Consider the following 19,572-nt stretch of genomic DNA (forward strand, 5'->3'; position numbering starts at 1 on the left):
CAGGGCTGCAACTCGGCCTCAGCACATGCTCAACCTTATCAGTTCAGAGGCACCTAAACGTTCCCTGCCGCTACATGAACCCACCGAACACAGTTCCACCGGACCCCGCGAACGGGTAAGGTGGTGTGTGGCAGACAGCTAAGCCAAATTGTGGTTGAATGGCTCAATCTCTGAGCTGAATGCAAAGGCAACGAAAAATGACGACGCGATTCGAATCACGCGTAGCAGCAGTTCGAAACTCATTTGATATATTCGATGGCCAGTGGTGCAGCGATGTGCCATTATATGGCGGCGGCCCATCTCAACTTTTTTTCGACACAAGAATCAAGCAATTTGATGAATATATAGGAGGATTTGCAGGGAAAAAGATTCTAGAACTAGGTCCGTTGGAAGCAGGGCATACATATGCAATGAATTTGCTGGGCGCCAACGACATAATATCAATTGAGGCGAATATAGATGCTTTTCTTCGATGCCTTGTAGTGAAGGAAGCATTCGACATTAAGGCAAAATTTATATGCGGAGATTTTGAAAAATACATGCGCCATGCCCCGCCAAAAGTAGATGTAGTACTTGCGTCCGGCGTTTTATACCACATGAAGGAGCCGCTGGAGCTGATCGATGCCATATGCTCCACGGCGACCCAATGTTGCTTTTGGACCCACTACTACGATAAAGACTTAGTTTCCCGCAATGCTCAGCTGAGCTCAAAAATTTCCGAACCAGAAGTTGTCTCCTTCAAAGGACGCGACATAGTCGTAGCAAAGCAGTCTTATTTGGGTGATCTCGATCGTCTAGATTTTGCTGGCGGCCTCGAAAATTATAGTTATTGGGTATCGCTTGAAGGTCTACGCGAAACTTTTGAAGCGCTTGGGTTTGAGTTTGTAGTCATTGAGAAGCAAGAAAATCACCCGCATGGACCAGGAATTACTTTTGTAGCCAAGCGAAAGTAATTTTTCTAAGCGTTGACTGTCGAATATAGTTATGTTACTGTATCGCACAGTCAACGCTTATTTCTTATCTGAGTCGGACGCTCAACAATTCCACTAAAATGCTGTTTAAGGTCTTGATTTCATGCAGAATTGCTGAGAGCAGTGGCGGCGATCAGGCTGGCGATGTAGGCGATACGACCCGTTGCGGCATCGCGGCGGCCGGTTCGCTCACGGTGCAGGCCGCCCCAATGGCTGAGCCAGCCGAAGGTCCGCTCCGCGAGCTAGCGCCGCTTCGGCACGACGAAGCTCTTCTGATCCGGCTTCTTCTCGACGACGCGGTGGCGCGTGCCGTGGAATTTTCACGATTCTTGGACGCGCTCGGCCGTGAAGGCGCCGTCGGGAAGGGCCAAGCGCAGGCTGGGCCACTTCTCCTTGCCTGCATCCACCGCCGGCAGCGTGTCACGATCCAGCACGTTGGCGGGCACGACGACGAGGGCCAGAAAATGACCTTCGGCATCGACCAGGGCCACGCGTTTGCGCCCGACCAGCTTCTTGGCACCATCGTAGCCGCACGGCCCACGTACCCCAAAGCACTGGACGCTTTGCTTGTCGATGATCGCCAGTCGTGGCGTCGGTCGGCGTCCGCAACGCCGCCGCTGACGGCGAGCCAGCGCCCGCATCAGGCTCTCAAACAACCCGCTCTCGATCCAGCGCCGGAACCAGCCATAGACTGTTCGCCAGGGCGGAAAGCTAGCCGGCAGCGCCCGCCACCCTCCGCCCGTCCGCAGGTGTCAACCGATCCCAGCCAGCACCCGGCGCATGACCGTCGCATCCTGACAGCTTGGCGGATCTGCTCGCTCCAAGAAGCAGGACACCTCGGCCAAGCCTGCTTGCATCACCATGTCCTCCAGGCGCGCCTCATGGCGCGTCCGATGTCAGTCCGTTCACATCTGCGCTCTAGGCCGCCCCGCCAGGCGGAATTCGAGTTTGCACACGTGACAGATGGGAACGGCCGGTAGAAGTGCTTAAACGGGCTCTGAGAGCCTGTCTAAGATATTCATGTCGGGCGGGCTTTTTTGAGGGCATCGGTGGTCATGATGCTGGCGACGCAGGCGAGACGCCCGGTTGCAACGTCGAGGCGGCCAGGCCGTTCAGGGTGCAGGCCGCCCCAATGGCTGAGCCCGCCGAAGGAGCGTTCCACATGCGCCGATCGCAACCCGGAGCGGGACTAGGAGCGCCTAACAAAACCGTTTGATTTGGTTGAGTGTGATGAGGCTCGCGGTGAGGCTGGTAAAGGCCTCGTAGATGTCGCTGCGCCGCTCGTAACGGATGGGCAGGCGGCGGAAGCGGTTGAACCAGGCGTGGTGCGCTCCACCACCCAGCGGTGGCGGCCGAGCCGCTCACTGCTCTCGATGCCTTTGCCGGCAATGCGCGGCACGATCCCGTGCGCCCGGCAGTCCTGCCGACGCACCTTGGCGTCGTAGGCTTTGTCGGCGCGGCCGTCCCAGTTGGCCATTGCCTAGGCGACGGGAGGCATCGAGGGTAGGCGCCCTCTGCGGGCTGTCGTACCGGTTGGCGCCCGGCAGCCACCCAGCGGCGTGCCGCGGGCGTCAATGACGAGGTGACGCTTAGTGCCCGACTTGCCCCGGTCCGTCGGGTTCGGGCCGTGCCACAAATCATCGGGCAGAATAGGACGAGCCATACGCAGCCAACGCCCAAACTGCTCCGCCGTGCCTTTTTGTTAGGCGCTTTAAACATCACTCACAAAACTCCCGCCGCGTCACTGCGTCCGAAGGGGTAGACGATCGGTGACCCGACGTTGTGTGAAGCACCCTTAGGCTATGCTAAGGTGGCCCTCGCGGGCGAGGCGCAGCAAATTCTGGCCGTAGCTAGTTTTGGCGAACAGCTCACCGCGCGCCTGCAACTGCTCGCGGCCGATGAAGCCCTGCAGGTAGGCAATCTCTTCGAGGCAGGCGACCTGGAAGTCCTTGCCGGCGCTGCAGCACCCGCACGAACTCGCCGGCCTCCAGCAGGCTGTCATGCGTGCCGGTGTCGAGCCAGGCGTAGCCGCGGCTCATCCGCTCGACATGGAGCTGGCCGCGTTCGAGATAGGCTTGGTTGACCGATGTGATCTCGAGTTCGCCCCGGTCCGAGGGCTTCACCTCGGCGGCGATGTCGAGCACCTGATTGTCGTAGAAGTACAGGCCCGTCACCGCCCAAGGGCTCTCGGGGGTCTTGGGCTTCTCCACCAGCCGCAAGGGCCGGCCGGTCTCGTCGAGGGTGACGACGCCGTAGGCCTCCGGGTGATCGACGTGGTAGGCAAACACCGTCGCCCCGCTCTTGCGGGTGCGCGCCTTGGCGAGCAGCTCGCTCATGCCGTTGCCGAAAAACAGGTTGTCGCCGAGCACCAGCGCCACGTCGTCGCTGCCGACGAAGTCGCGGCCGATGATGAAGGCCTGGGCCAGCCCCTCGGGCCGCGGCTGCACCGCATAGGTGAAGGTGACGCCGAACTGCTCACCGGTGCCGAGCAGGCGCTGGTAGTTGCCGAGATGCTCCGGCGAGGAGATGACGAGGATCTCACGGATGCCGGCGAGCATCAGCACCGAGATCGGGTAGTAGATCATCGGCTTGTCGTAGACCGGCAGGAGCTGCTTGTTGATCGCCAGCGTGGCCGGATGGAGCCTGGTGCCGGAGCCGCCGGCGAGCACGATGCCCTTCATACGAAACACGTCCTGATCAGTGGGAGCGAACCGGCCCGACCAGCCGGTCGAGGATGTCGTCGAGCGCCGGCTCCCAGGAGCGCGGCGCGAGGCCGTAGGCGTCGGTCAGGCTCTGGGTGGAGAGGCGCGAATTCACCGGGCGCCGGGCCGGCGTCGGGTAGGCGGAACTCGGGATGCCCTCGATCGGAACCGAGCGCCCGCCGCGCCGGGCCGACCCCGCGACGATCGCACGGGCGAAGTCGCACCACGTCGTCGCGCCGTCATTGACGCAGTGGAAGGTGCCGGTGGGCGCAGCCTCGTCGCCGGCCAGCCGCAGGGCGATCGCGGCGAGCGCACCCGCGAGATCGGCCGCGGAGGTCGGGCAGCCGTGCTGGTCCTCGACAACGGTAAGCCGATCCCGCTCGCCCGCGAGCCGCAGCATCGTCTTCACGAAGTTGCCCCGGTGCGGGCTCACCACCCAGGCGGTGCGCACGATGGCGTGGCGCGGATTGCCGGAGCGCACCGCCATCTCGCCGGCCGCCTTGCTGGCGCCGTAGACGCTTTGCGGGTTCACCGGCGCATCGGGGGCGTAGAAGCCTTCGCCCGCGCCGTCGAACACGTAATCGGTCGAGACATGGACGAGCGGGATCGCCCGCCGCTTCGTCTCGGCCGCGAGGATGGCCGGGGCCAGCGCGTTGAGGCGCCATGCGGCCGCGACCTCGCTCTCGGCCTTATCCACCGCGGTGTAGGCAGCCGTGTTGATTACCGCCGCGTAGGTGCGCGCGTCGAGGGCAGCCGCAACGGCCGCCTCGTCGGTGATGTCGAGGCTCTGGCGGTCGGGCGCGTGGACCCGCACGCCCTCGGGCCAGGACAAGGCCTGAAGCTCCGTGCCGACCTGACCGGCGCCGCCGAGGATCAGGATGTCCATGCTCAGGCGCTCTTGGGCGCGAGGCCGAGGCGCTCGCCGGAATAGCGGCCCTCGCGGATCGGGCGCCACCACGCCTCGTTGTCGAGATACCACCGCACGGTTTCCGTCAGCGCCTCCTCGAACACCTTGGTCGGCCGCCAGCCCACCTCGGCTTCCGCCTTCGACGGGTCGATCGCGTAGCGGCGGTCATGGCCGGGCCGGTCGGCGACGAAGCTGATCAGGCGCTCGTGCGGGCCGTTCTCGGGCTTGAGCTGGTCGAAGGCGGCGCAGAGCGCCTTCACCACGGCGAGGTTGTTGCGCACGGAGCGCCCGCCCAGCAGGTAGGTCTCGCCGAGCCGGCCGCGCTCCAGCACCGCGACGAGGCCGCGGGCATGGTCCTCGACATGGATCCAGTCGCGCTCGTTCAGGCCGTCGCCGTAGACCGGGAGCGGCTTGCCCTCGAGCGCGGCCAGGATCATCAGTGGGATCAGCTTCTCGGGGAAGTGGCGCGGGCCGTAATTGTTCGAGCAGTTCGTCACCAGGACCGGCAGGCCGTAGGTCTCGTGCCAGGCGCGGGCGAGATGGTCGGAGGCCGCTTTTGATGCCGAGTAGGGCGAGCGCGGATCGTAGCGGCTCTCCTCGGTGAAGAACGCGTCCGGCGGCAGCGAGCCGTAGACCTCGTCGGTCGAGACGTGGAGGAAGCGGAACGTCGCCTTGGCCTCCCGGTCGAGGCTCTCCCAATGGGTGCGGGCGCCATCGAGCATCACCTGGGTGCCGATCACGTTGGTGCGCACGAAGGCGCCCGGATCGGTGATCGAGCGATCGACATGGCTCTCGGCGGCCAGATGCATCACCGCCTCGGGCTTGAACTCGGCGTAGAGGGCGTGGACGCGCGCCGGATCGCAGATGTCGGCCTGTTCCAGGCGGTGGCGCGGGTCGTCCGCCAGCGGCTGCAGCGAGATCGGGTTGGCGGCGTAGGTCATGGCATCGAGGGTCAGCACCTCGTGGCCGAGATCCTGCACCAGATGCAGCACGAGCGCGGAGCCGATGAAGCCGCAGCCGCCCGTTACCAGAATGCGCATCGATCTCAACTCCGTCTAATTCCTGCCAGCGGGGTCGGCATCCGCGCGATGGGCAAGGGCCACGCTCGGCCGCGCCTACGCCAACCTGAGGTCGGGCTCAATCCGCCCGACCGAACGATCTCGATACCTTGACTCAGAACACCCGCCCGAGATCGGCCAGAAGCGGCGCGGCCTTGTCCTTGCCCGAGAGGATCGCATCCGCTTCAGCCACCGGCCACGCGATGCCGATCGCCGGATCGTTCCAGCGCAGGTTCCGGTCGTCGGCCGGGCTGTAATAGGCATCGACCTTGTAGGCGACCATGGTATCCGGCTCCAGGGTGCAGAAGCCGTGGGCGAAGCCGGCGGGCACGAAGAGCTGCTCACCGCCGTCCGCGTCGAGCCGCACGGCGACGTGGCGGCCGTAGGTTGGAGAGTCGGAGCGCAGATCGACGGCGACATCGAGGATCGCGCCTGCGAGCACTCGGACCAGCTTGGCCTGGGCGTTGGGTGCGACTTGGAAGTGCAGCCCCCGGATCGTCCCGGCGGGTGCGGAGAAGGACTGATTGTCCTGCAGGAAGGCGTTGGTGATGCCGCTCTCGGCCAGCAGGTCGGCGCGGTACACCTCGGAGAACCAGCCGCGGTCGTCGCCGTGGCGCTTCGGGATCACCCGCTTGACCGCTGGGATCTCGGTCCCGATAGAAAGTAACAATCTCAATCCCACGCATAGGATAGGGCAGCGGCTAGTGCCCTCTGCGCAGGAGGGAGTCAAGGTCGAGACATCACACTTTTGCCTTGACTGCCGCGCTTAAGGATGTGTTGACGCAGAACGAGCGCAGGAGATTCTGGAGCCACCGTGACGCCGCCGAATCTGAGGTCGCTGCCAATGAGGTGCGAGCACAAATTACGCCAGAATGGCTATACATGGAAAGCTCCCTCTTGATGGCATCGGATTTGTGTAAGCACAAGTCATAGCTTGTGTAACCAAAACGATATCAGCCGAAGGCTTCGACGCCGGGAAACGCCAGCACAAATTCAATAAAAACTTCATATCACAAGGTGTAAAAATGGTCAAGAAATTGTTTGGTCGAAAAAAAGAAACTGACTTAGGAGTTAAAACAGCCGGTATAGTAAGCACCTCCGTGAAGAATGCGACCGTCGATAACGGAATATTTTTCTTCGAAGAAGATGGGCAGATCGAATTTGCGTTAGAGTCACACCTAATTACCGATAGTCTTGTGTCTCAAATAATACTGGAGTTAGAGTTTTCTGATATCGAGGTGAGCCCGAAAATTTATCTCGACTATGGTACTGGTTACTCCGAAGAAAACACGGTGCATCTGGGCAAGCTTGGTGGTCGTGACCAGGGTTATTGGAGCGGATACATCTTGTTTCCGTCAATATTAACAAGCGCAAGATTAGACATTACGGAAGCAAAAGCACAAATAAAAATAGGGTCGCTTATTGCTCAAAAAGCTCCGGTCGGACAATTTATCGAGAGATTGCTAGCGCTAGGCAATGCAGCTGCTGCAAATCTTGTTGCACGAAAAGCAGCTGCGGCGGTCGGCTATCTAGAAGGATACCGCAGCACTACTGCTACGCAAGGCGAAATTCAGAGTTACGCGCTTCTAGCTGCAGCTGCTATGCACGGGGTACACGCAAATACATCGGACACTTCAGCGGCAGACGAAAAGTACCTTTCCTATATATCTTTAACCGAAGAACTTAAGTCAGCTGATCTGCTGCACATGGAGGCTCAGTATCGAAACTGGACACATCGCCCATTACTGTCGATAATTATGCCTGTCTTTGATCCGCCCGTGCATCTTTTGCAAGAAGCTATTTCATGCCTTCAGGCACAAGTATATCCAAACTGGGAACTATGCATAGCAGATGATGCTTCACGCGACCTAAACGTACGGCAGCTGCTATCAAAGTTAGCAGACGAAGATGCGCGCATTAAGGTCATATTTAGAGATATTAACGGCCATATATCTGAAGCGTCAAATTCTGCTGCAAGCTTGGCAAGCGGTGATTATTTAGTGCTTATGGACAATGATGACTTACTTCCGGCCCATGCGCTTTGGACTGTAGCCTACTTCATAAATAAAAACCCCAATTGTGCAATGTTATATTCCGATGAGGACAAAATCAGCATTGAAGGATTTCGATGCGAGCCATACAATAAAGGCAAATTTGATCGATTTCTAATGTATGGCCACAATATGTTTAGCCATCTCGGCGTATACCGCCGCGATGTCTTCGTTCAGGTCGGCGGGTTCAGGAAGGGATACGAAGGAAGTCAAGACTACGATTTAACCCTTCGGTGTCTTGAGATGGCTGGCGAGGATAGTGTTGTTCATATCCCACACGTTCTTTATCATTGGAGACAAATTGTTGGTTCGACATCCATGGGGGCAGGGGAAAAATCTTATGCTTTCGAAGCGGCAAAGAAAGCTCTGAATGATCATTATGCCAGATGCAACTACCCCCTAGAAGCAATAGACTCGAGCGTGCCTGGTGTTGCTTCGGTACGTACATTATCCATAGATAGACCTCCGCAAATCAGTGTAGTTATTCCCACTCGAGATGGGCTCGATGTGCTGCGCCCTTGCATAGACTCTCTACTGAATTATGCTGATCCACTTATGGAAATTGTAATCGTTGACAATAATTCTGAGCATCCAGAAACGTTCGAATATTTTTCTCGAATTAAACGCGATAGTCGTAGAATAAAAATTATCCGCTCTGAGGAACCGTTCAACTTCTCAAGACTTTGCAATATTGGTGTTGAAAATTCGTCTGGAGGCATTATATGTCTACTTAACAATGACACCGAGGTTATTGCACCGGGCATGTTCGAAAGAGCAAGAGCTTGGCTCTCAATACCAGATATTGGTATTGTCGGAGCGAGATTATTATATCCTGATCGCACTATTCAGCATTTTGGCGTTTATACTGGAGTTGGGGTTCATGGGATTGCAGAACATTGCTATCATAACTTACAAGATAGTCATCATTCCAACTTTAGCAAAAGCAAACTTTTACAACAGTTTAATGCGGTAACTGGTGCCTGTCTTTTTATTAGAAAAGAAGATTACATTTCTTGCGGTGGCTGTGATGAAAGCTTGCCGGTTGCCTACAATGATGTGGATCTTTGCCTTAGTATTCGAGAAAAGGGGCTTAAGGTAATCTGCGACCCGGACATTCGTTTGTTGCATAAAGAATCGAAATCTAGGGGGCGTGATACAACGGCGGATAAAAAAGCCCGCCTCCAGCGTGACGCTGATTTGATGCTTAGAAAGTGGGGGCAATCTAAACTGGCAGATCCGTTTTATAATCCTAAATTCAAAAAAAATCACGCAACTTTTACCATCGATCCGTATCCAGCAGAGCTTCCACCTTGGAAGGCTAATCACACCAAGCAATCTGATAGTTGAACCAGCGGCCTTTTGCCTGATCCCGCAGTGTGGTGGTACGTCTGACTCCCACGCTGCGGGGGAAGCGTATAGAATTTTGTCGGATAAAGGGTGGTTTTAGGGTTGAGTATTCGGGATGGCGATGCTTCCAGAAGGGGCTGAAGCCTGATCTGGGAGTGCGGTGTGAACCCCACCTGTGGGAGCGGTTGCTCGACTGCGTGCACGAGCGGGGCGGAGCGCTGGGCACGGTCTTCCTCGGCGGCAGCAACGTGCGGGCTTACCAGAAGGCGGCGGGCGCCGCAGAAAGGGGAGATCTGCTGGCGAGAGGTGCTCGTGAGGCACTTAGCCGCTCGCGTGGCGATTATGGCATCAAGGCCTCTGTGATCGCCGACGGGAGGGGTTGCGCCGTCGCCCTATCGCAGGAAATGTGTGGATCACTGGGATTCGAACGGCTAAGCTTCGACTATCGAGCTTGAAGCCGTCGATTCCGCCTCCGATCTGCATCGTCACGCGTTGGCTGCGCCAATCCCGTTCGCCGCCGCACTGCCGCCCGGCCCTGATGTTCTGATCGAGCGGCTGGAGCACCATGCCTGCGCCGCGCGCGGCGCCTTTGCCGATAACACGGTCCGCGTGCTCGCCGCCGGCAGCCGCATCTTCGCGGCTTGGTGTCGGGAAGTGGGGAGGGCGATGCTGCCGACAACACTCGAGACGGTGGCCGCTTTCATCGACGCGCAAGCCGAAACGAAAGCGCGCTACGATCCAGCGCTACCGTTCCTCGATCGCTGCACTGCACCGCGCCGCCGACCTACAGAACCGTTGGACCGACGAGATCGTCTGGCTGGCCGTGAAACGGATGAATTGAGCCAAGGGCTGACGCCAGAAACAGGTCGAGCTACTCAATAGAAATAAGGCGTGTTGTCACTTGAGCCAATCGAGCGTTGCGGCGAGGCAGAGAACACCGGCGAAGCTGACGGCGGTCTTCTCGTAGCGTGTGGCGACGGCGCGCCACTCCTTGAGGCGCGCCCATAGCCGCTCGACGATGTTGCGGTTGTTGTAGACCCAATCCGGACAAGCGAGTTGCTCCTCGTTGCGCTTGGCCGGGATCGCGGAGCGTGCACCGGTGGTCCAGATGTGCTCGCGGAAGCCGTGACTGGAATAGCCGCGGTCGCCCACGACCCACTTGGGCACGCCGGGCAATTGGTCGAGGAGCGGAATGGCGTGAAGCAGTTCGTGGGCCTGCCCCGGAGCGATGCGGAAGGCAACGGCGCGCCCGCGTCCGTCGGCGACCACACGTGAGCGGCCAAGTGCTTCACAAGCATGTCGCTCGGCCGCAGATCCCCCCTTTTTGCCGCGCCCGCCGCCTTCTGGTGAGCCCGCACGTTGCTGCCGTCGAGGAAGACCATGCCCAGCGCGACGCCGCGCTCCTGCACGCGATCGAGCAGCCGCTCCCACACCCCGGCGCGTGCCCAGCGGATGAACATCTGTGCCGCCTGCCACCAGGGCCCCAACTCCTCGGGGATGGCGCGCCACTTCGCCCCGCTCTGATGTCGTCAGAGGATCGCAGAGATCATGCGCCGAAGCTCCTTGGGCGACGCCTTGGCCTTCGGGCGACAGGCCTCGATCAACGGCTCCAACTCACCCCACTGCGCGTCTGACAGCATCACGCCTCCTCATTTGAAAACGAGAAAACGCCATCACCGACAATCCGTTCAGGCGACGACAGGCTCTAGCACGGAGCGCCTGCTGGCCGTCGAGGCGCACGAGCGCCTGCACCGGTATGTCACAGAAGCCAAGCGCGAGATGCCGCTGATCGCGTTGCGCAACCCGGTACTTGTTGCGGTCGCCTACGACGCACTGCTACGCCGCTGGGAACTCATCTCTCAATATAGAGGGGATCTGCAGAGCGGTGACCTGACCGGCGGGCTTTGGATCGGGCTGATTGAGAGAATTAGCCCGGAACAGAGGAGTTGGGAATGCAGCGAAGACACAGGCCGAGTGATCCCCCCATCTAATTGGTCTGCGCTGAGGTATGGCCTGCGGGCCAGGACGAGAACGGACAGATGGGAACGAAGCGGTACAAGCCCGAGGGTTTCGTTGCCAAGCTGCGGCAGGCGGACGTGTTGATCCCACAGGGCCACAGCGTAGGCGATGTGATCCGCGCCCTCGGTGTGACCGAAGTGACGTACGTGACGAGTTCCTAGGCCAAGAGTTCTTCTACTCGCTGAGAGAAGCCCAGATCGTGATTTGCCTATGACAGAACACCTACAACCGTGTCCGGCCGCATTCGTTGCTGGGCTACCGGCCGCCTGTGCCTGTCAGTTTCCCTGATCTGGCCTTCCCTCTACCCATGGCCACTGCCATGCAGTAGCCACCCATCTGGCCCGGTCCAAGATACCGGTCAGATCAATTCGATCGACGCTCTGCAACCGACCTCACGGGATCATTCATGGCTGGCCTCAAGGATAAGCGCGGCTTCATCGACAAGGACCGTCTCGACCTCAGCGAGCGTAAAGCGGTCGAGTTCTGGATGAAGCGCTGGGGCGTCACGCAGGACCAGCTCACCGCCGCGCACCGAAAGGTCGGCCGCATGACCAAGGACATCGCGGCGGAGCTGGGCAAGAAGCGTTAGTACCCTTTCCGAGGAAGTGGACGCCGGTTCGGCGAAAGAAAGCGCGTCAAAACAAAGACCGAGAGACGCCGGTCTGATGCAATGGGGTCGGAGACGGCTTTAGGGGCCAGCGAGCGTGATCCCGGCGGGGGCGCTCCTTGGCTCCTGTCGTTGGAGGAAAATTCCCTCGGGTGGGAACCCTGGCCTAGGATAATCACCTATCCACCCTGCCTGGGACGGCCCTAAGCTCCCAAGGAGATGGTGATGAAGAAGACCACGCTCGCGCTGGCAATCCTGCTCGGAGGCTTTACGGCCGGCACCGCATCGGCGGCGCCGATTGCACCCGCTGGCATCCAAGCCGACAGCAGCGTCACGCAGGCTCGCATGTCCCACCACGAGCGGCGGATGATGCACCGGCACATGATGCGCAAGCGGATGATGCATCGGCACCATCACCGGTCGATGCGTCACCGGATGTAACCGGCGCATGTGATAAAGGGGAGGGCGCTCAAGAGGCCCTCCCGCTCAGCAAGCCGCACGCGACAGTCAAGCGCTTCAGTTTGAGCCATCAGGCCAGATCAAATCATCGATGGATATGATTTTGATGGGCGGCTCGGACTGTCTCGCTCCTTCCGCCAGATCGAAGCCTGCCCGATCGGAACGTTGAGACCATCCGGTCCCTCGCCGAGGCACCTCCTCATGAAGGCTTGATGTTCCCCGGCCTCGACAAACACTTCGTGGCACGGCATGTGCGGGCGCAAGGTGTTTCGAACAGAAACCCAAGCTCCCAGCATCAGGATCGGTATGTTGCGCAACCGCGTTCGGCGACCGTTCACCGTCGAAGCCAAGTCGAACGGCCAAGCTCGCTTCGTCTCCATCCCCTCGAAGCTGCCGCGGGAGACGCAAAAGCAGGCGGGACACGCCAAGGCCGCGGCCCTGTGGCCCTCGCTCGAGGCCGCCGCGCCGAGCGTTCCGACGTCGGCTGACGAGGCGCCGTCCGAGCATCGCCGCATCCTGCCGAGCCTCCTCGTCGCGGAGGTTCAGGAGCCCGAAGTGGAACCCGGGATCGAGCCCGAGGTGCTTCCTCGCGTTCGCCGGGTTGCGCCGCCCAGCACCGCACCAGAGGACGCCCCGCGTCGCCGGGGTAGGCCGCGGAAGGTGCCGATCCCGAATGCCGTCGAGGAGGTCGTCGAACAGGCGGTCCCGGAGCCGCCTCAGCCCGTGACGGAGGCAACCCCCATCGTCGGCCGCCGCCGCCCGGACAGGGCAGGCAGCGAGACGTTGCGCCTGGGTGAGCGGTGGAAGCGGCGCTTGCCGCGGGTGTGCTGGTAGAGCGGCCTCGGCCAACGCCGTGACCACGTTCTGCCGGACGATCGATCAACCCGACACGAACGGTTTCACCAGCACGCGTCGACCGCTGAGGTCATGCACGCTGACATGCCACTGCGACCAATCCTCTTGGTCATCGAGGCTGCTCATCACTGCCTGGGCCACCTCGTCGGCACGCCGGACGAGGCGCGCGGGGACCCGGATGTCCTTGCCCTGCGCGTCGAACACGCATGCGTAGCCGTTCGTCGCGTGAAAGCGGTAGCGTGCCATCTGCGCCAAGCCCCTCGTTCCAACTCCGATAAGACGGTTGTTCGCCTTTCGTTCCCATATGGGGACAGACGGTGGAAAAGGGCAATGCGACCCACGGCCTCTCAGAGACTTACACCCCATTTTTGAACAGGCCGCGCCCTGGGGATGAGATGGCCTCGGTGACCCTTGGACACCGGCTCTGCGGGGCAGGCGGCGACACGCTCCGCCTGCCCCGCGGGCCGGCTCAGCCGGCGCCGTAGCCGCCCTTGGCATTGTCCGTCGAACGATCCGGCGATTGCCGATCGTAGCCGCCGGATTGAGGGCCGGGTTTTTCGCCCTCGGCCGAGGCTGGGCCCGTCGGTCCGAGATCCGGCTCCGCTTCGGGCTTGCTGCGCTCACCGAGCGGGCGACCGGGCGGCTGTGTCCCGACCGCCTCCCGCTCCGTCTTCGCGTCTGCCATCGTGAACCTCCTTGGCTTCCGACAAGGAAAGGGTTCATCCCCCCGAGAGGTTTCTCCAAAGGGCCTCTAGACCGATGCGACCGGGCCGGGCACGGCGCTACGTCGCTGTTACGGAGGCGAGATAGGCGCGCCAGCCGCCGTGATCGCTGATGTCGCGCGCGCCCGTCAGCCCGGCCGCTTCCGCCAAAAATCCCTTCGGCGCCGTGCCGTCGGCCAGCGACAGCGTGCCGATCGCGAGCGGCGCGGGAATCCCCGCCACGAAGGAGCCGAAAGCGTCCGGCGCCAGCGCCCAGATTTCGGTCTCGATCGCATGGCCCGAACCGGGCGCGACGCGGATCAGGCCGGGCCGGGCCGGCGGTCCGCCCGGCAGCGCGTGCAGGCGGTAATCCGGCGTCGTGGGGACGGCGCGCAGGAAGCGGGCGCCGCGGGCGGTCAGCTCGCCGTTGAGCGGCAGGCCGGACAGGTGCGCGCCGACCACCGCGATCTCGATCTCGTCCCCTTGCGCGCGATCTCCCCCTTGCGCGCGATCCCCCGGCGATGCGGCCTCCGCCGGAATCGGCACGCCGCTCGCTCCGAGGGTGCCGCCGGCCGCCGCGTGGAGGCGGGCGCCGAGTTCGGCGATGAGACCGTCGGCCCCGCGCGGCGCAATCAGCGTAACGCCGGACGGGAAGCCGTCGGCCCGGAAGCGCCCCGGCACCGCGAGGGCGCAGAGATCGAGCAGGTTGACGAAGTTGGTGTAGGTGCCGAGTTCGCTGTTGGGGCCGACCGGGTCGGCGGCGAGGTCGGCGACCCGGCGCGGACGCGGATAAGTCGGCACCACGAGCACGTCGATTCCGCGCCAGACGGCTTCCGTCGCCCGGCGCAGTTCGGCGAGGCGGTAGAGGCCGGCGAAGGCATCCGCCGCCGAGTGACCGGTGGCCGCGCCGATGATCGCCCGCGTCGTCGGGTGCAGGGCCTCCGGGCGCTCCTCGATGAAACCGCGGATCGCCTGATAGCGCTCAGCCACCCAGGGGCCGGCATAGAGAAGCCCCGCCACCGCGAAGAAGGGCGCGAGATCGACCGCCGTCGCTGCAGCGCCAGTCACCGTTTGCAGGTCGGCGAGTGCCCCGTCGAAGGCATCCGCCGAGAACGCGTCGCCGGCAAAGATCAGGCCCGCCGCATCCGGCACGCCGACGCGCAAGCCCGGCGGCAGGGCACCGGGGCGGGGTGGAACGGGCAGGGCGCGCGAATACGGATCCTGCGGATCGTATCCGGCCATGATCCGAAAGACCGCATCGGCCTCCGTCACGGTGCCGGCGAAGACGGAGAGAGTGTCCAGCGTACGGCAGGCCGGGACCACGCCGCGGCCCGAGACGCTGCCGAGGGAGGGCTTGAGCCCGACGATGTTGTTGAGGCCGGCCGGCACCCGGCCCGATCCCGCCGTGTCGGTGCCGAGTGCGAAGGTGACGAGGCCGCGCGCCACCGCCACCGCCGAGCCGGACGAGGAGCCGCCCGGCACGATCGCCGGATTGATGGCGTTCTTCGGCACCCGATAGGGCGTGCGCACACCCACCAGCCCCGTGGCGAACTGATCGAGATTGGTCTTGCCGACGAGGATCGCGCCGGCCGCGAGCAGGCGCTCGACGGCCGGGGCGGTCGCCTGCGGCGTATAGGTGAAGTCGGGGCAGGCGGCGGTGGTGGGCAGGCCTGCGACGTCGACATTGTCCTTCACCGCGAAGGGCACGCCCCAGAGCGGCTTGTTCGCGGGGTCGAAGGGGCCCAGCGCGCGGGCGGCGGCCTGCATCTCCGCCGCCGGCACCCGTGCGAGGAAGATGCCGGGATCGTCGGCAGCAGCGATCCGGCGATCGATCTCGGCCAGAACCGCCTCGAGCGAGAGCCCCTCGGCATAGGCGGCGTGGAGCGCGCTGAGGCTCGGGAAGGCGGGAACCGGCATCGATCTCTCACGTCCGTGAAGGGCCAGTGGCACGCGGCCCGTAATTCAAAGGGGATTGGCACCGGCGGCCCGAGCCTGATGGCCCGGCGGCCGGAAGGCCTATCGCGGCGTCTCCCGGCCCCGGTCGCCCTGCGGCAGCCGCCCGGCGGCCTTGGCCTGGAGGCCGAGCACGACCAGACCGAGGATCGCGGTGAGGGCGCGGTGGATCTGCTGCATCATCGGCCGTCTCCGTGCCTGTGCGAGGAGCGCGCCGGGCGGGCTCCGCCGTCCGGCCGGTCGGGCCTTGCAAGATCCGGCCCGGCCTCAGATTTCGAGAATGGCGACGAGGTCGCCGCCGCGCAGGGTGCGGCCGGGCTGGGCCCGGATCTCGCGGACCCGGCCGCCGACGGGGGCGGTGACCGCCACCTCCATCTTCATCGATTCGAGGATCGCCACCGTCTGGCCGGCGGCCACGGTCTCGCCCGCGTCGACGAGAACCTTCCAGACATTGCCGGGCACGGTGGTCGGCACGCCCTCGCAGCCCGGCGGGATCTCGGCGGCCTCCGCCGCCACCGCCTCGTCGGCGACGAAGCTGTCGAGGCCTTCCGCCTTCCAGCGCTCGCGCTCGGCGGCGAAGGCCGCCCTCTGGCGCGCGCCGGCCTGCTCGATCTCGGCGGCCTTGCCCGCGAGCATCCTTCGGTGCTCGGCGTAGGAGAACGTGCCGTCCTCGATCCGGATCGGATAGGCCCCGTGCGGAAAGGCGGCGCGGGCCTCGGTGAGTTCGGCGTGGCTGACGGGGAAGAAGCGGATGCGGTCGAAGGGCCGCAGCAGCCAGGGATGGCCGGGCACGAATTCGCGGGTGGTCCGCCATGTGTTCCAGACCTGGATCGTGCGTCCGAACAGCTGGTACCCGCCCGGCCCCTCCATACCGTAGATGCACATATAGGCGCCGCCGATCCCAACCGCGTTCTCCGGCGTCCAGGTGCGGGCCGGGTTGTACTTGGTGGTCACGAGGCGGTGGCGCGGATCGACCGGGGTGGCGACCGGCGCGCCGAGATAGACGTCGCCGAGCCCCATCACGAGGTAGCTCGCATCGAAGATGATGCTGCGCACCGCCGCCTCGTCGGGCAGGCCGTTGATGCGGCGGATGAACTCGATGTTCGAGGGGCACCAGGGCGCGTTGGGTCGCACCAGCTCCTGATACTTGCGCATGGCGAGTTCCGCCTGCGGGTCGTTCCACGAGAGCGGCAGGTGGACGGTGCGGCTCGGGACGCTCACCGCCTCGGCCGGCGGCAGGCTGGCCTCGATCTCGCGCAGGCTGCCGAGCAGGCGCGAGCGCGGCAGCGCCGTGCCGTCGTAGTGAATCTGGAGCGAGCGGATGCCCGGCGTCAGCTCGGTCAGACCGGGCAGCTTCGCGGCGCGCACCGCCTCGGCGAGCAGGTGGACCCGCAGCCTCAAGCCGATATCGAGGGCCATCGGGCCGTACTCGACGAGGAGGTTGTCGTCGCCCTGCCGCCGATAAGCGACGGGGACCGGGCCGGTCTCGTCGCGGGCGAGGATGGGTGAGCCGTATTGCCCTCCCCCCTCTGCGGGGGAGGGTGCCCCCCGAAGGGGGGTGGGAGAGGGGAGCGACGGTGCAGACGCTGTCGCGTCCCTCATGAAGGTTGCGCCGCCGCCGGAAACGTCGCTCCCCTCTCCCGCCTGCTCCGCAGTCACCCTCCCCCGCAGAGGGGGGAGGGTTTGGGTCAGCGCCGCATCCTCCGGCCGGGCCAGGGGCCGGAAGCGCACCGTGTCGCCGGGCCGGAGCTGGCCCATCTTCCACAGCTCGTCGCGGGCGATCACCGCGGGGCAGACAAAGCCGCCGAGGCTCGGCCCGTCGGGGCCGAGCAGGATCGGCATGTCGCCGGTGAAGTCGATGGCGCCGACGGCGTAGGCGTTGTCGTGCAGGTTCGAGGGGTGCAAGCCCGCCTCGCCGCCGTCGGTCCGCGCCCAGCGCGGCGTCGGGCCGATCAGGCGCACGCCGGTGCGGGCCGAGTTGAAATGCACCTCGTAGGACGCCGAGAACAGGTCGGCGATGTCGGCCTCCTGGAAGAAGTCCGGCGCGCCGTGCGGGCCATAGACGACGCCGATCTCCCAATCCTGCGTCAGCGGCGCGGGCTCGGGCGGGGCGGCGGCGACCTCCGGCGCGTCGCCGAGGTGGAGCACGTCGCCGGCCTTCAGCACGCCGGTGGCGTGGCCGCCGAAGGCGCCCAGCGCGAAGGTCGCGCGCGAGCCGAGCACCAAGGGCGCCGCGAGGCCGCCGCGCAGGGCCAGATAGGCGCGCTGGCCCGGCCCCTCGATCGCGCCGATGGCGAGCGTCTGGCCCGCCTTCACCGGAAACGCCTGCCCGTGCGGACGCGCCTCCCCGTCGAGGGTGAGCCGCATCGCGGCGCCCGCGAGGGCCACCCGAGCGTCCATGTGGAAGCGCAGCGTCGGGCCCGAAACGGTGAGTTCGAGGGCGCAGGTGTCCTGCCCGTTGCCGACGAGGGCGTTGGCCTGGGCGAAGGAGCGCGCATCCATCGGCCCGCTCGGCGGCACGCCGACCTCCCACAGGCCGAGCCGGCCGGGCAGCTCCTGAAGGCTCGACTGGGCGCCCGGCAGCAGCACCTCGATGCTTCTGGGAGCATAGGCGAGGTCGCGCAGGGCCGTGGTCGCGACGCGCCCGCTTGCCAGCAGGTCGGAGGCGGCGATGGTGCGCAGGTAGTCGAGATTGGTCTCGATGCCGGAGATGGCGGTGTCGGCGAGCGCTGCCCGGAGCGCGGCCAAAGCCGCCGGACGGTCGGGCCCGGTGACGATGATCTTGGCCAGCATCGGGTCGTAGAACGGGGTGACCTCGGTGCCGGTGGCGATCCAGCCGTCGATGCGAGCGGTCTCGGGGAAGCGCACCTCGGTGAGCAGGCCGGCGCTCGGCGAGAAATTCGCGTGCGGGATCTCGGCGTAGAGCCGTGCCTCGATCGCCGCGCCCCTCGGCACGAGCGGACCGGCCGCCGTGATCGGGTCCTCGCCCGCGGCCTGGCGCACCATCCATTCCACGAGGTCGATGCCGAACACCGCCTCCGTCACCGGGTGCTCCACTTGGAGCCGCGTGTTCACTTCGAGGAACGAGAAGTCCTCGCGGTCCGGATCGTAGATGAACTCGACCGTGCCGGCCGAGGCGTAGGCGACGCTCTCCCCCAACGCCACCGCCGCGGCGTGGAGCCGGGCGCGCACGGCGTCGGAGAGGCCGGGGGCGGGCGTCTCCTCGATCACCTTCTGGTTCCGTCGCTGGAGCGAGCAGTCGCGTTCGCCGAGCGCCACGACGCGGCCGCGCCCGTCGCCGAAGATCTGCACCTCGACATGGCGGGCCTGTGCCACGAAGCGCTCGAGATAGACGCGGGCGTCGCCGAAGCTGGCCCGCGCGGTGCGCTCGACCGCGGCGAAGCGCTCGGCCAGCTCCTCGGCCGAATGGCAGAGCTGCATGCCGATGCCGCCGCCGCCCGCCGTGCTCTTGAGCATCACCGGATAGCCGATCGCTTCGGCCGCGCTCAGAGCCGTCGCGACATCCGGCAGCAGATCGGTACCGGGCAGCAGCGGGACGCCGCTGGCTTTGGCGAGTTCGCGGGCGGTGTGTTTGAGGCCGAAGGCGCGCAGATGCTCCGGGCGCGGGCCGATGAAGCGGATGCCCTCCGCCGCCAGCCGTTCGGCGAAGCCGACATTCTCGGACAGGAAGCCGTAGCCGGGATGGACGGCCTCGGCGCCGGTTGCCTTACAGGCGGCGACGACGGCCTCGACGTCGAGATAGCTCTGCGCGGCCGGCGCGGGGCCGAGGCGCACGGCCTCGTCGGCGGCGAGCACGCCCGGCGTGAAGCGGTCGGCGTCGGAGTAGACGGCGACCGAGGCGATACCCATGCGCCGCAATGTGCGCACGACGCGGGCGGCGATCTCGCCGCGATTGGCGACCAGAACCTTGGCGAACATGCG

At 64.1% G+C, this 19,572-nt stretch carries 14 protein-coding genes and 6 pseudogenes; 9 read left to right on the forward strand and 11 right to left on the reverse strand.

Annotated features, from left to right (window positions below):
- Nucleotides 1–197: 197 nt before the first annotated feature.
- Complete coding sequence (locus OVA30_RS14850; RefSeq protein ID WP_015951970.1) at nt 198–953, forward strand: class I SAM-dependent methyltransferase; 756 nt, start codon at nt 198–200, stop codon at nt 951–953.
- A gap of 338 nt (nt 954–1,291) precedes the next feature.
- On the opposite strand, the gene OVA30_RS14855 is transcribed toward OVA30_RS14850, so the two are convergent.
- The 6 genes and pseudogenes from OVA30_RS14855 to rfbC all read right to left on the reverse strand — a co-directional run bounded on the left by OVA30_RS14855 (nt 1,292) and on the right by rfbC (nt 6,308).
- Nucleotides 1,292–1,720, reverse strand: coding sequence for a transposase (locus OVA30_RS14855; protein WP_268177500.1), 429 nt, complete (start codon nt 1,718–1,720; stop codon nt 1,292–1,294).
- Nucleotides 1,721–2,170: 450 nt separating this feature from the next.
- A pseudogene (locus OVA30_RS14860) lies at nt 2,171–2,598 on the reverse strand (transposase); the annotation flags it as partial.
- A 168-nt stretch (nt 2,599–2,766) separates the two neighbouring features.
- Nucleotides 2,767–3,652, reverse strand: a pseudogene (gene rfbA / locus OVA30_RS14865) (glucose-1-phosphate thymidylyltransferase RfbA).
- Between the two features lie 16 nt (nt 3,653–3,668).
- Complete coding sequence (rfbD, locus tag OVA30_RS14870; protein ID WP_268175161.1) at nt 3,669–4,559, reverse strand: dTDP-4-dehydrorhamnose reductase; 891 nt, start codon at nt 4,557–4,559, stop codon at nt 3,669–3,671.
- Between the two features lie 2 nt (nt 4,560–4,561).
- Nucleotides 4,562–5,620 (reverse strand): dTDP-glucose 4,6-dehydratase, encoded by a 1,059-nt coding sequence (gene rfbB / locus OVA30_RS14875; protein WP_012253821.1) that lies wholly within the window; start codon nt 5,618–5,620, stop codon nt 4,562–4,564.
- 133 nt (nt 5,621–5,753) lie between these two features.
- On the reverse strand, nt 5,754–6,308 hold the full coding sequence (gene rfbC / locus OVA30_RS14880; RefSeq protein ID WP_268175919.1) for a dTDP-4-dehydrorhamnose 3,5-epimerase: 555 nt from the start codon (nt 6,306–6,308) through the stop codon (nt 5,754–5,756).
- Between the two features lie 355 nt (nt 6,309–6,663).
- Between rfbC and OVA30_RS14885 the strand changes: the two genes are divergently transcribed.
- The 3 genes and pseudogenes from OVA30_RS14885 to OVA30_RS14895 all read left to right on the forward strand — a co-directional run bounded on the left by OVA30_RS14885 (nt 6,664) and on the right by OVA30_RS14895 (nt 9,918).
- Nucleotides 6,664–9,036, forward strand: coding sequence for a glycosyltransferase family 2 protein (locus OVA30_RS14885; RefSeq protein WP_268175920.1), 2,373 nt, complete (start codon nt 6,664–6,666; stop codon nt 9,034–9,036).
- Between the two features lie 173 nt (nt 9,037–9,209).
- Nucleotides 9,210–9,428: pseudogene (locus tag OVA30_RS14890) on the forward strand (IS5 family transposase); the annotation flags it as partial.
- Nucleotides 9,429–9,528: 100 nt separating this feature from the next.
- Nucleotides 9,529–9,918: a hypothetical protein gene (locus tag OVA30_RS14895; RefSeq protein WP_268175921.1), complete on the forward strand. Its 390-nt coding sequence runs from the start codon at nt 9,529–9,531 to the stop codon at nt 9,916–9,918.
- Between the two features lie 15 nt (nt 9,919–9,933).
- On the opposite strand, the pseudogene OVA30_RS14900 reads toward OVA30_RS14895, so the two are convergent.
- Nucleotides 9,934–10,676: pseudogene (locus OVA30_RS14900) on the reverse strand (IS5 family transposase).
- A 399-nt stretch (nt 10,677–11,075) separates the two neighbouring features.
- On the opposite strand from OVA30_RS14900, the pseudogene OVA30_RS26020 reads away from it, so the two are divergent.
- From OVA30_RS26020 to OVA30_RS14920, 5 genes and pseudogenes are all read left to right on the forward strand, one after another.
- Nucleotides 11,076–11,201 (forward strand): annotated as a pseudogene (locus tag OVA30_RS26020) (IS3 family transposase); the annotation flags it as partial.
- Nucleotides 11,198–11,383, forward strand: a pseudogene (locus OVA30_RS14905) (integrase core domain-containing protein); the annotation flags it as partial. The pseudogenes OVA30_RS26020 and OVA30_RS14905, both read left to right, overlap by 4 nt.
- Before the next feature lie 78 nt (nt 11,384–11,461).
- Nucleotides 11,462–11,644 (forward strand): DUF3606 domain-containing protein, encoded by a 183-nt coding sequence (locus OVA30_RS14910; RefSeq protein WP_003600567.1) that lies wholly within the window; start codon nt 11,462–11,464, stop codon nt 11,642–11,644.
- A gap of 243 nt (nt 11,645–11,887) precedes the next feature.
- Nucleotides 11,888–12,103 (forward strand): hypothetical protein, encoded by a 216-nt coding sequence (locus tag OVA30_RS14915; protein ID WP_003604120.1) that lies wholly within the window; start codon nt 11,888–11,890, stop codon nt 12,101–12,103.
- 324 nt (nt 12,104–12,427) lie between these two features.
- Nucleotides 12,428–12,955 (forward strand): hypothetical protein, encoded by a 528-nt coding sequence (locus tag OVA30_RS14920; RefSeq protein WP_056498906.1) that lies wholly within the window; start codon nt 12,428–12,430, stop codon nt 12,953–12,955.
- A 45-nt stretch (nt 12,956–13,000) separates the two neighbouring features.
- On the opposite strand, the gene OVA30_RS14925 is transcribed toward OVA30_RS14920, so the two are convergent.
- From OVA30_RS14925 to OVA30_RS14940, 4 genes are all read right to left on the reverse strand, one after another.
- Nucleotides 13,001–13,222 (reverse strand): DUF6894 family protein, encoded by a 222-nt coding sequence (locus tag OVA30_RS14925; RefSeq protein ID WP_003604123.1) that lies wholly within the window; start codon nt 13,220–13,222, stop codon nt 13,001–13,003.
- Nucleotides 13,223–13,445: 223 nt separating this feature from the next.
- Nucleotides 13,446–13,661 carry a hypothetical protein gene (locus tag OVA30_RS14930; protein ID WP_003604125.1) on the reverse strand — a complete coding sequence of 72 codons (216 nt, stop codon included), beginning with the start codon at nt 13,659–13,661 and terminating at the stop codon, nt 13,446–13,448.
- 97 nt (nt 13,662–13,758) lie between these two features.
- Complete coding sequence (atzF, locus tag OVA30_RS14935) at nt 13,759–15,594, reverse strand: allophanate hydrolase (RefSeq protein ID WP_268175922.1); 1,836 nt, start codon at nt 15,592–15,594, stop codon at nt 13,759–13,761.
- Between the two features lie 303 nt (nt 15,595–15,897).
- Nucleotides 15,898–19,569, reverse strand: coding sequence for a 5-oxoprolinase/urea amidolyase family protein (locus tag OVA30_RS14940; protein ID WP_268175923.1), 3,672 nt, complete (start codon nt 19,567–19,569; stop codon nt 15,898–15,900).
- Nucleotides 19,570–19,572 lie beyond the last annotated feature (3 nt).

The sequence above is a fragment of the Methylorubrum sp. SL192 genome (assembly GCF_026672325.1).
GTDB lineage: Bacteria > Pseudomonadota > Alphaproteobacteria > Rhizobiales > Beijerinckiaceae > Methylobacterium > Methylobacterium extorquens.

Excerpts from the sequence above, each read along its gene's own strand:
- OVA30_RS14850 (WP_015951970.1), top strand. The coding sequence starts at position 198 with ATGACGACGCGATTCGAATCACGCGTAGCAGCAGTTCGAAACTCATTT.
- rfbD (WP_268175161.1), bottom strand. The coding sequence starts at position 4,559 with ATGGACATCCTGATCCTCGGCGGCGCCGGTCAGGTCGGCACGGAGCTT.
- rfbB (WP_012253821.1), bottom strand. The coding sequence starts at position 5,620 with ATGCGCATTCTGGTAACGGGCGGCTGCGGCTTCATCGGCTCCGCGCTC.
- OVA30_RS14885 (WP_268175920.1), top strand. The coding sequence starts at position 6,664 with ATGGTCAAGAAATTGTTTGGTCGAAAAAAAGAAACTGACTTAGGAGTT.
- OVA30_RS14910 (WP_003600567.1), top strand. The coding sequence starts at position 11,462 with ATGGCTGGCCTCAAGGATAAGCGCGGCTTCATCGACAAGGACCGTCTC.
- OVA30_RS14915 (WP_003604120.1), top strand. The coding sequence starts at position 11,888 with ATGAAGAAGACCACGCTCGCGCTGGCAATCCTGCTCGGAGGCTTTACG.
- OVA30_RS14920 (WP_056498906.1), top strand. The coding sequence starts at position 12,428 with ATGTTGCGCAACCGCGTTCGGCGACCGTTCACCGTCGAAGCCAAGTCG.
- OVA30_RS14925 (WP_003604123.1), bottom strand. The coding sequence starts at position 13,222 with ATGGCACGCTACCGCTTTCACGCGACGAACGGCTACGCATGCGTGTTC.
- OVA30_RS14930 (WP_003604125.1), bottom strand. The coding sequence starts at position 13,661 with ATGGCAGACGCGAAGACGGAGCGGGAGGCGGTCGGGACACAGCCGCCC.
- atzF (WP_268175922.1), bottom strand. The coding sequence starts at position 15,594 with ATGCCGGTTCCCGCCTTCCCGAGCCTCAGCGCGCTCCACGCCGCCTAT.
- OVA30_RS14940 (WP_268175923.1), bottom strand. The coding sequence starts at position 19,569 with ATGTTCGCCAAGGTTCTGGTCGCCAATCGCGGCGAGATCGCCGCCCGC.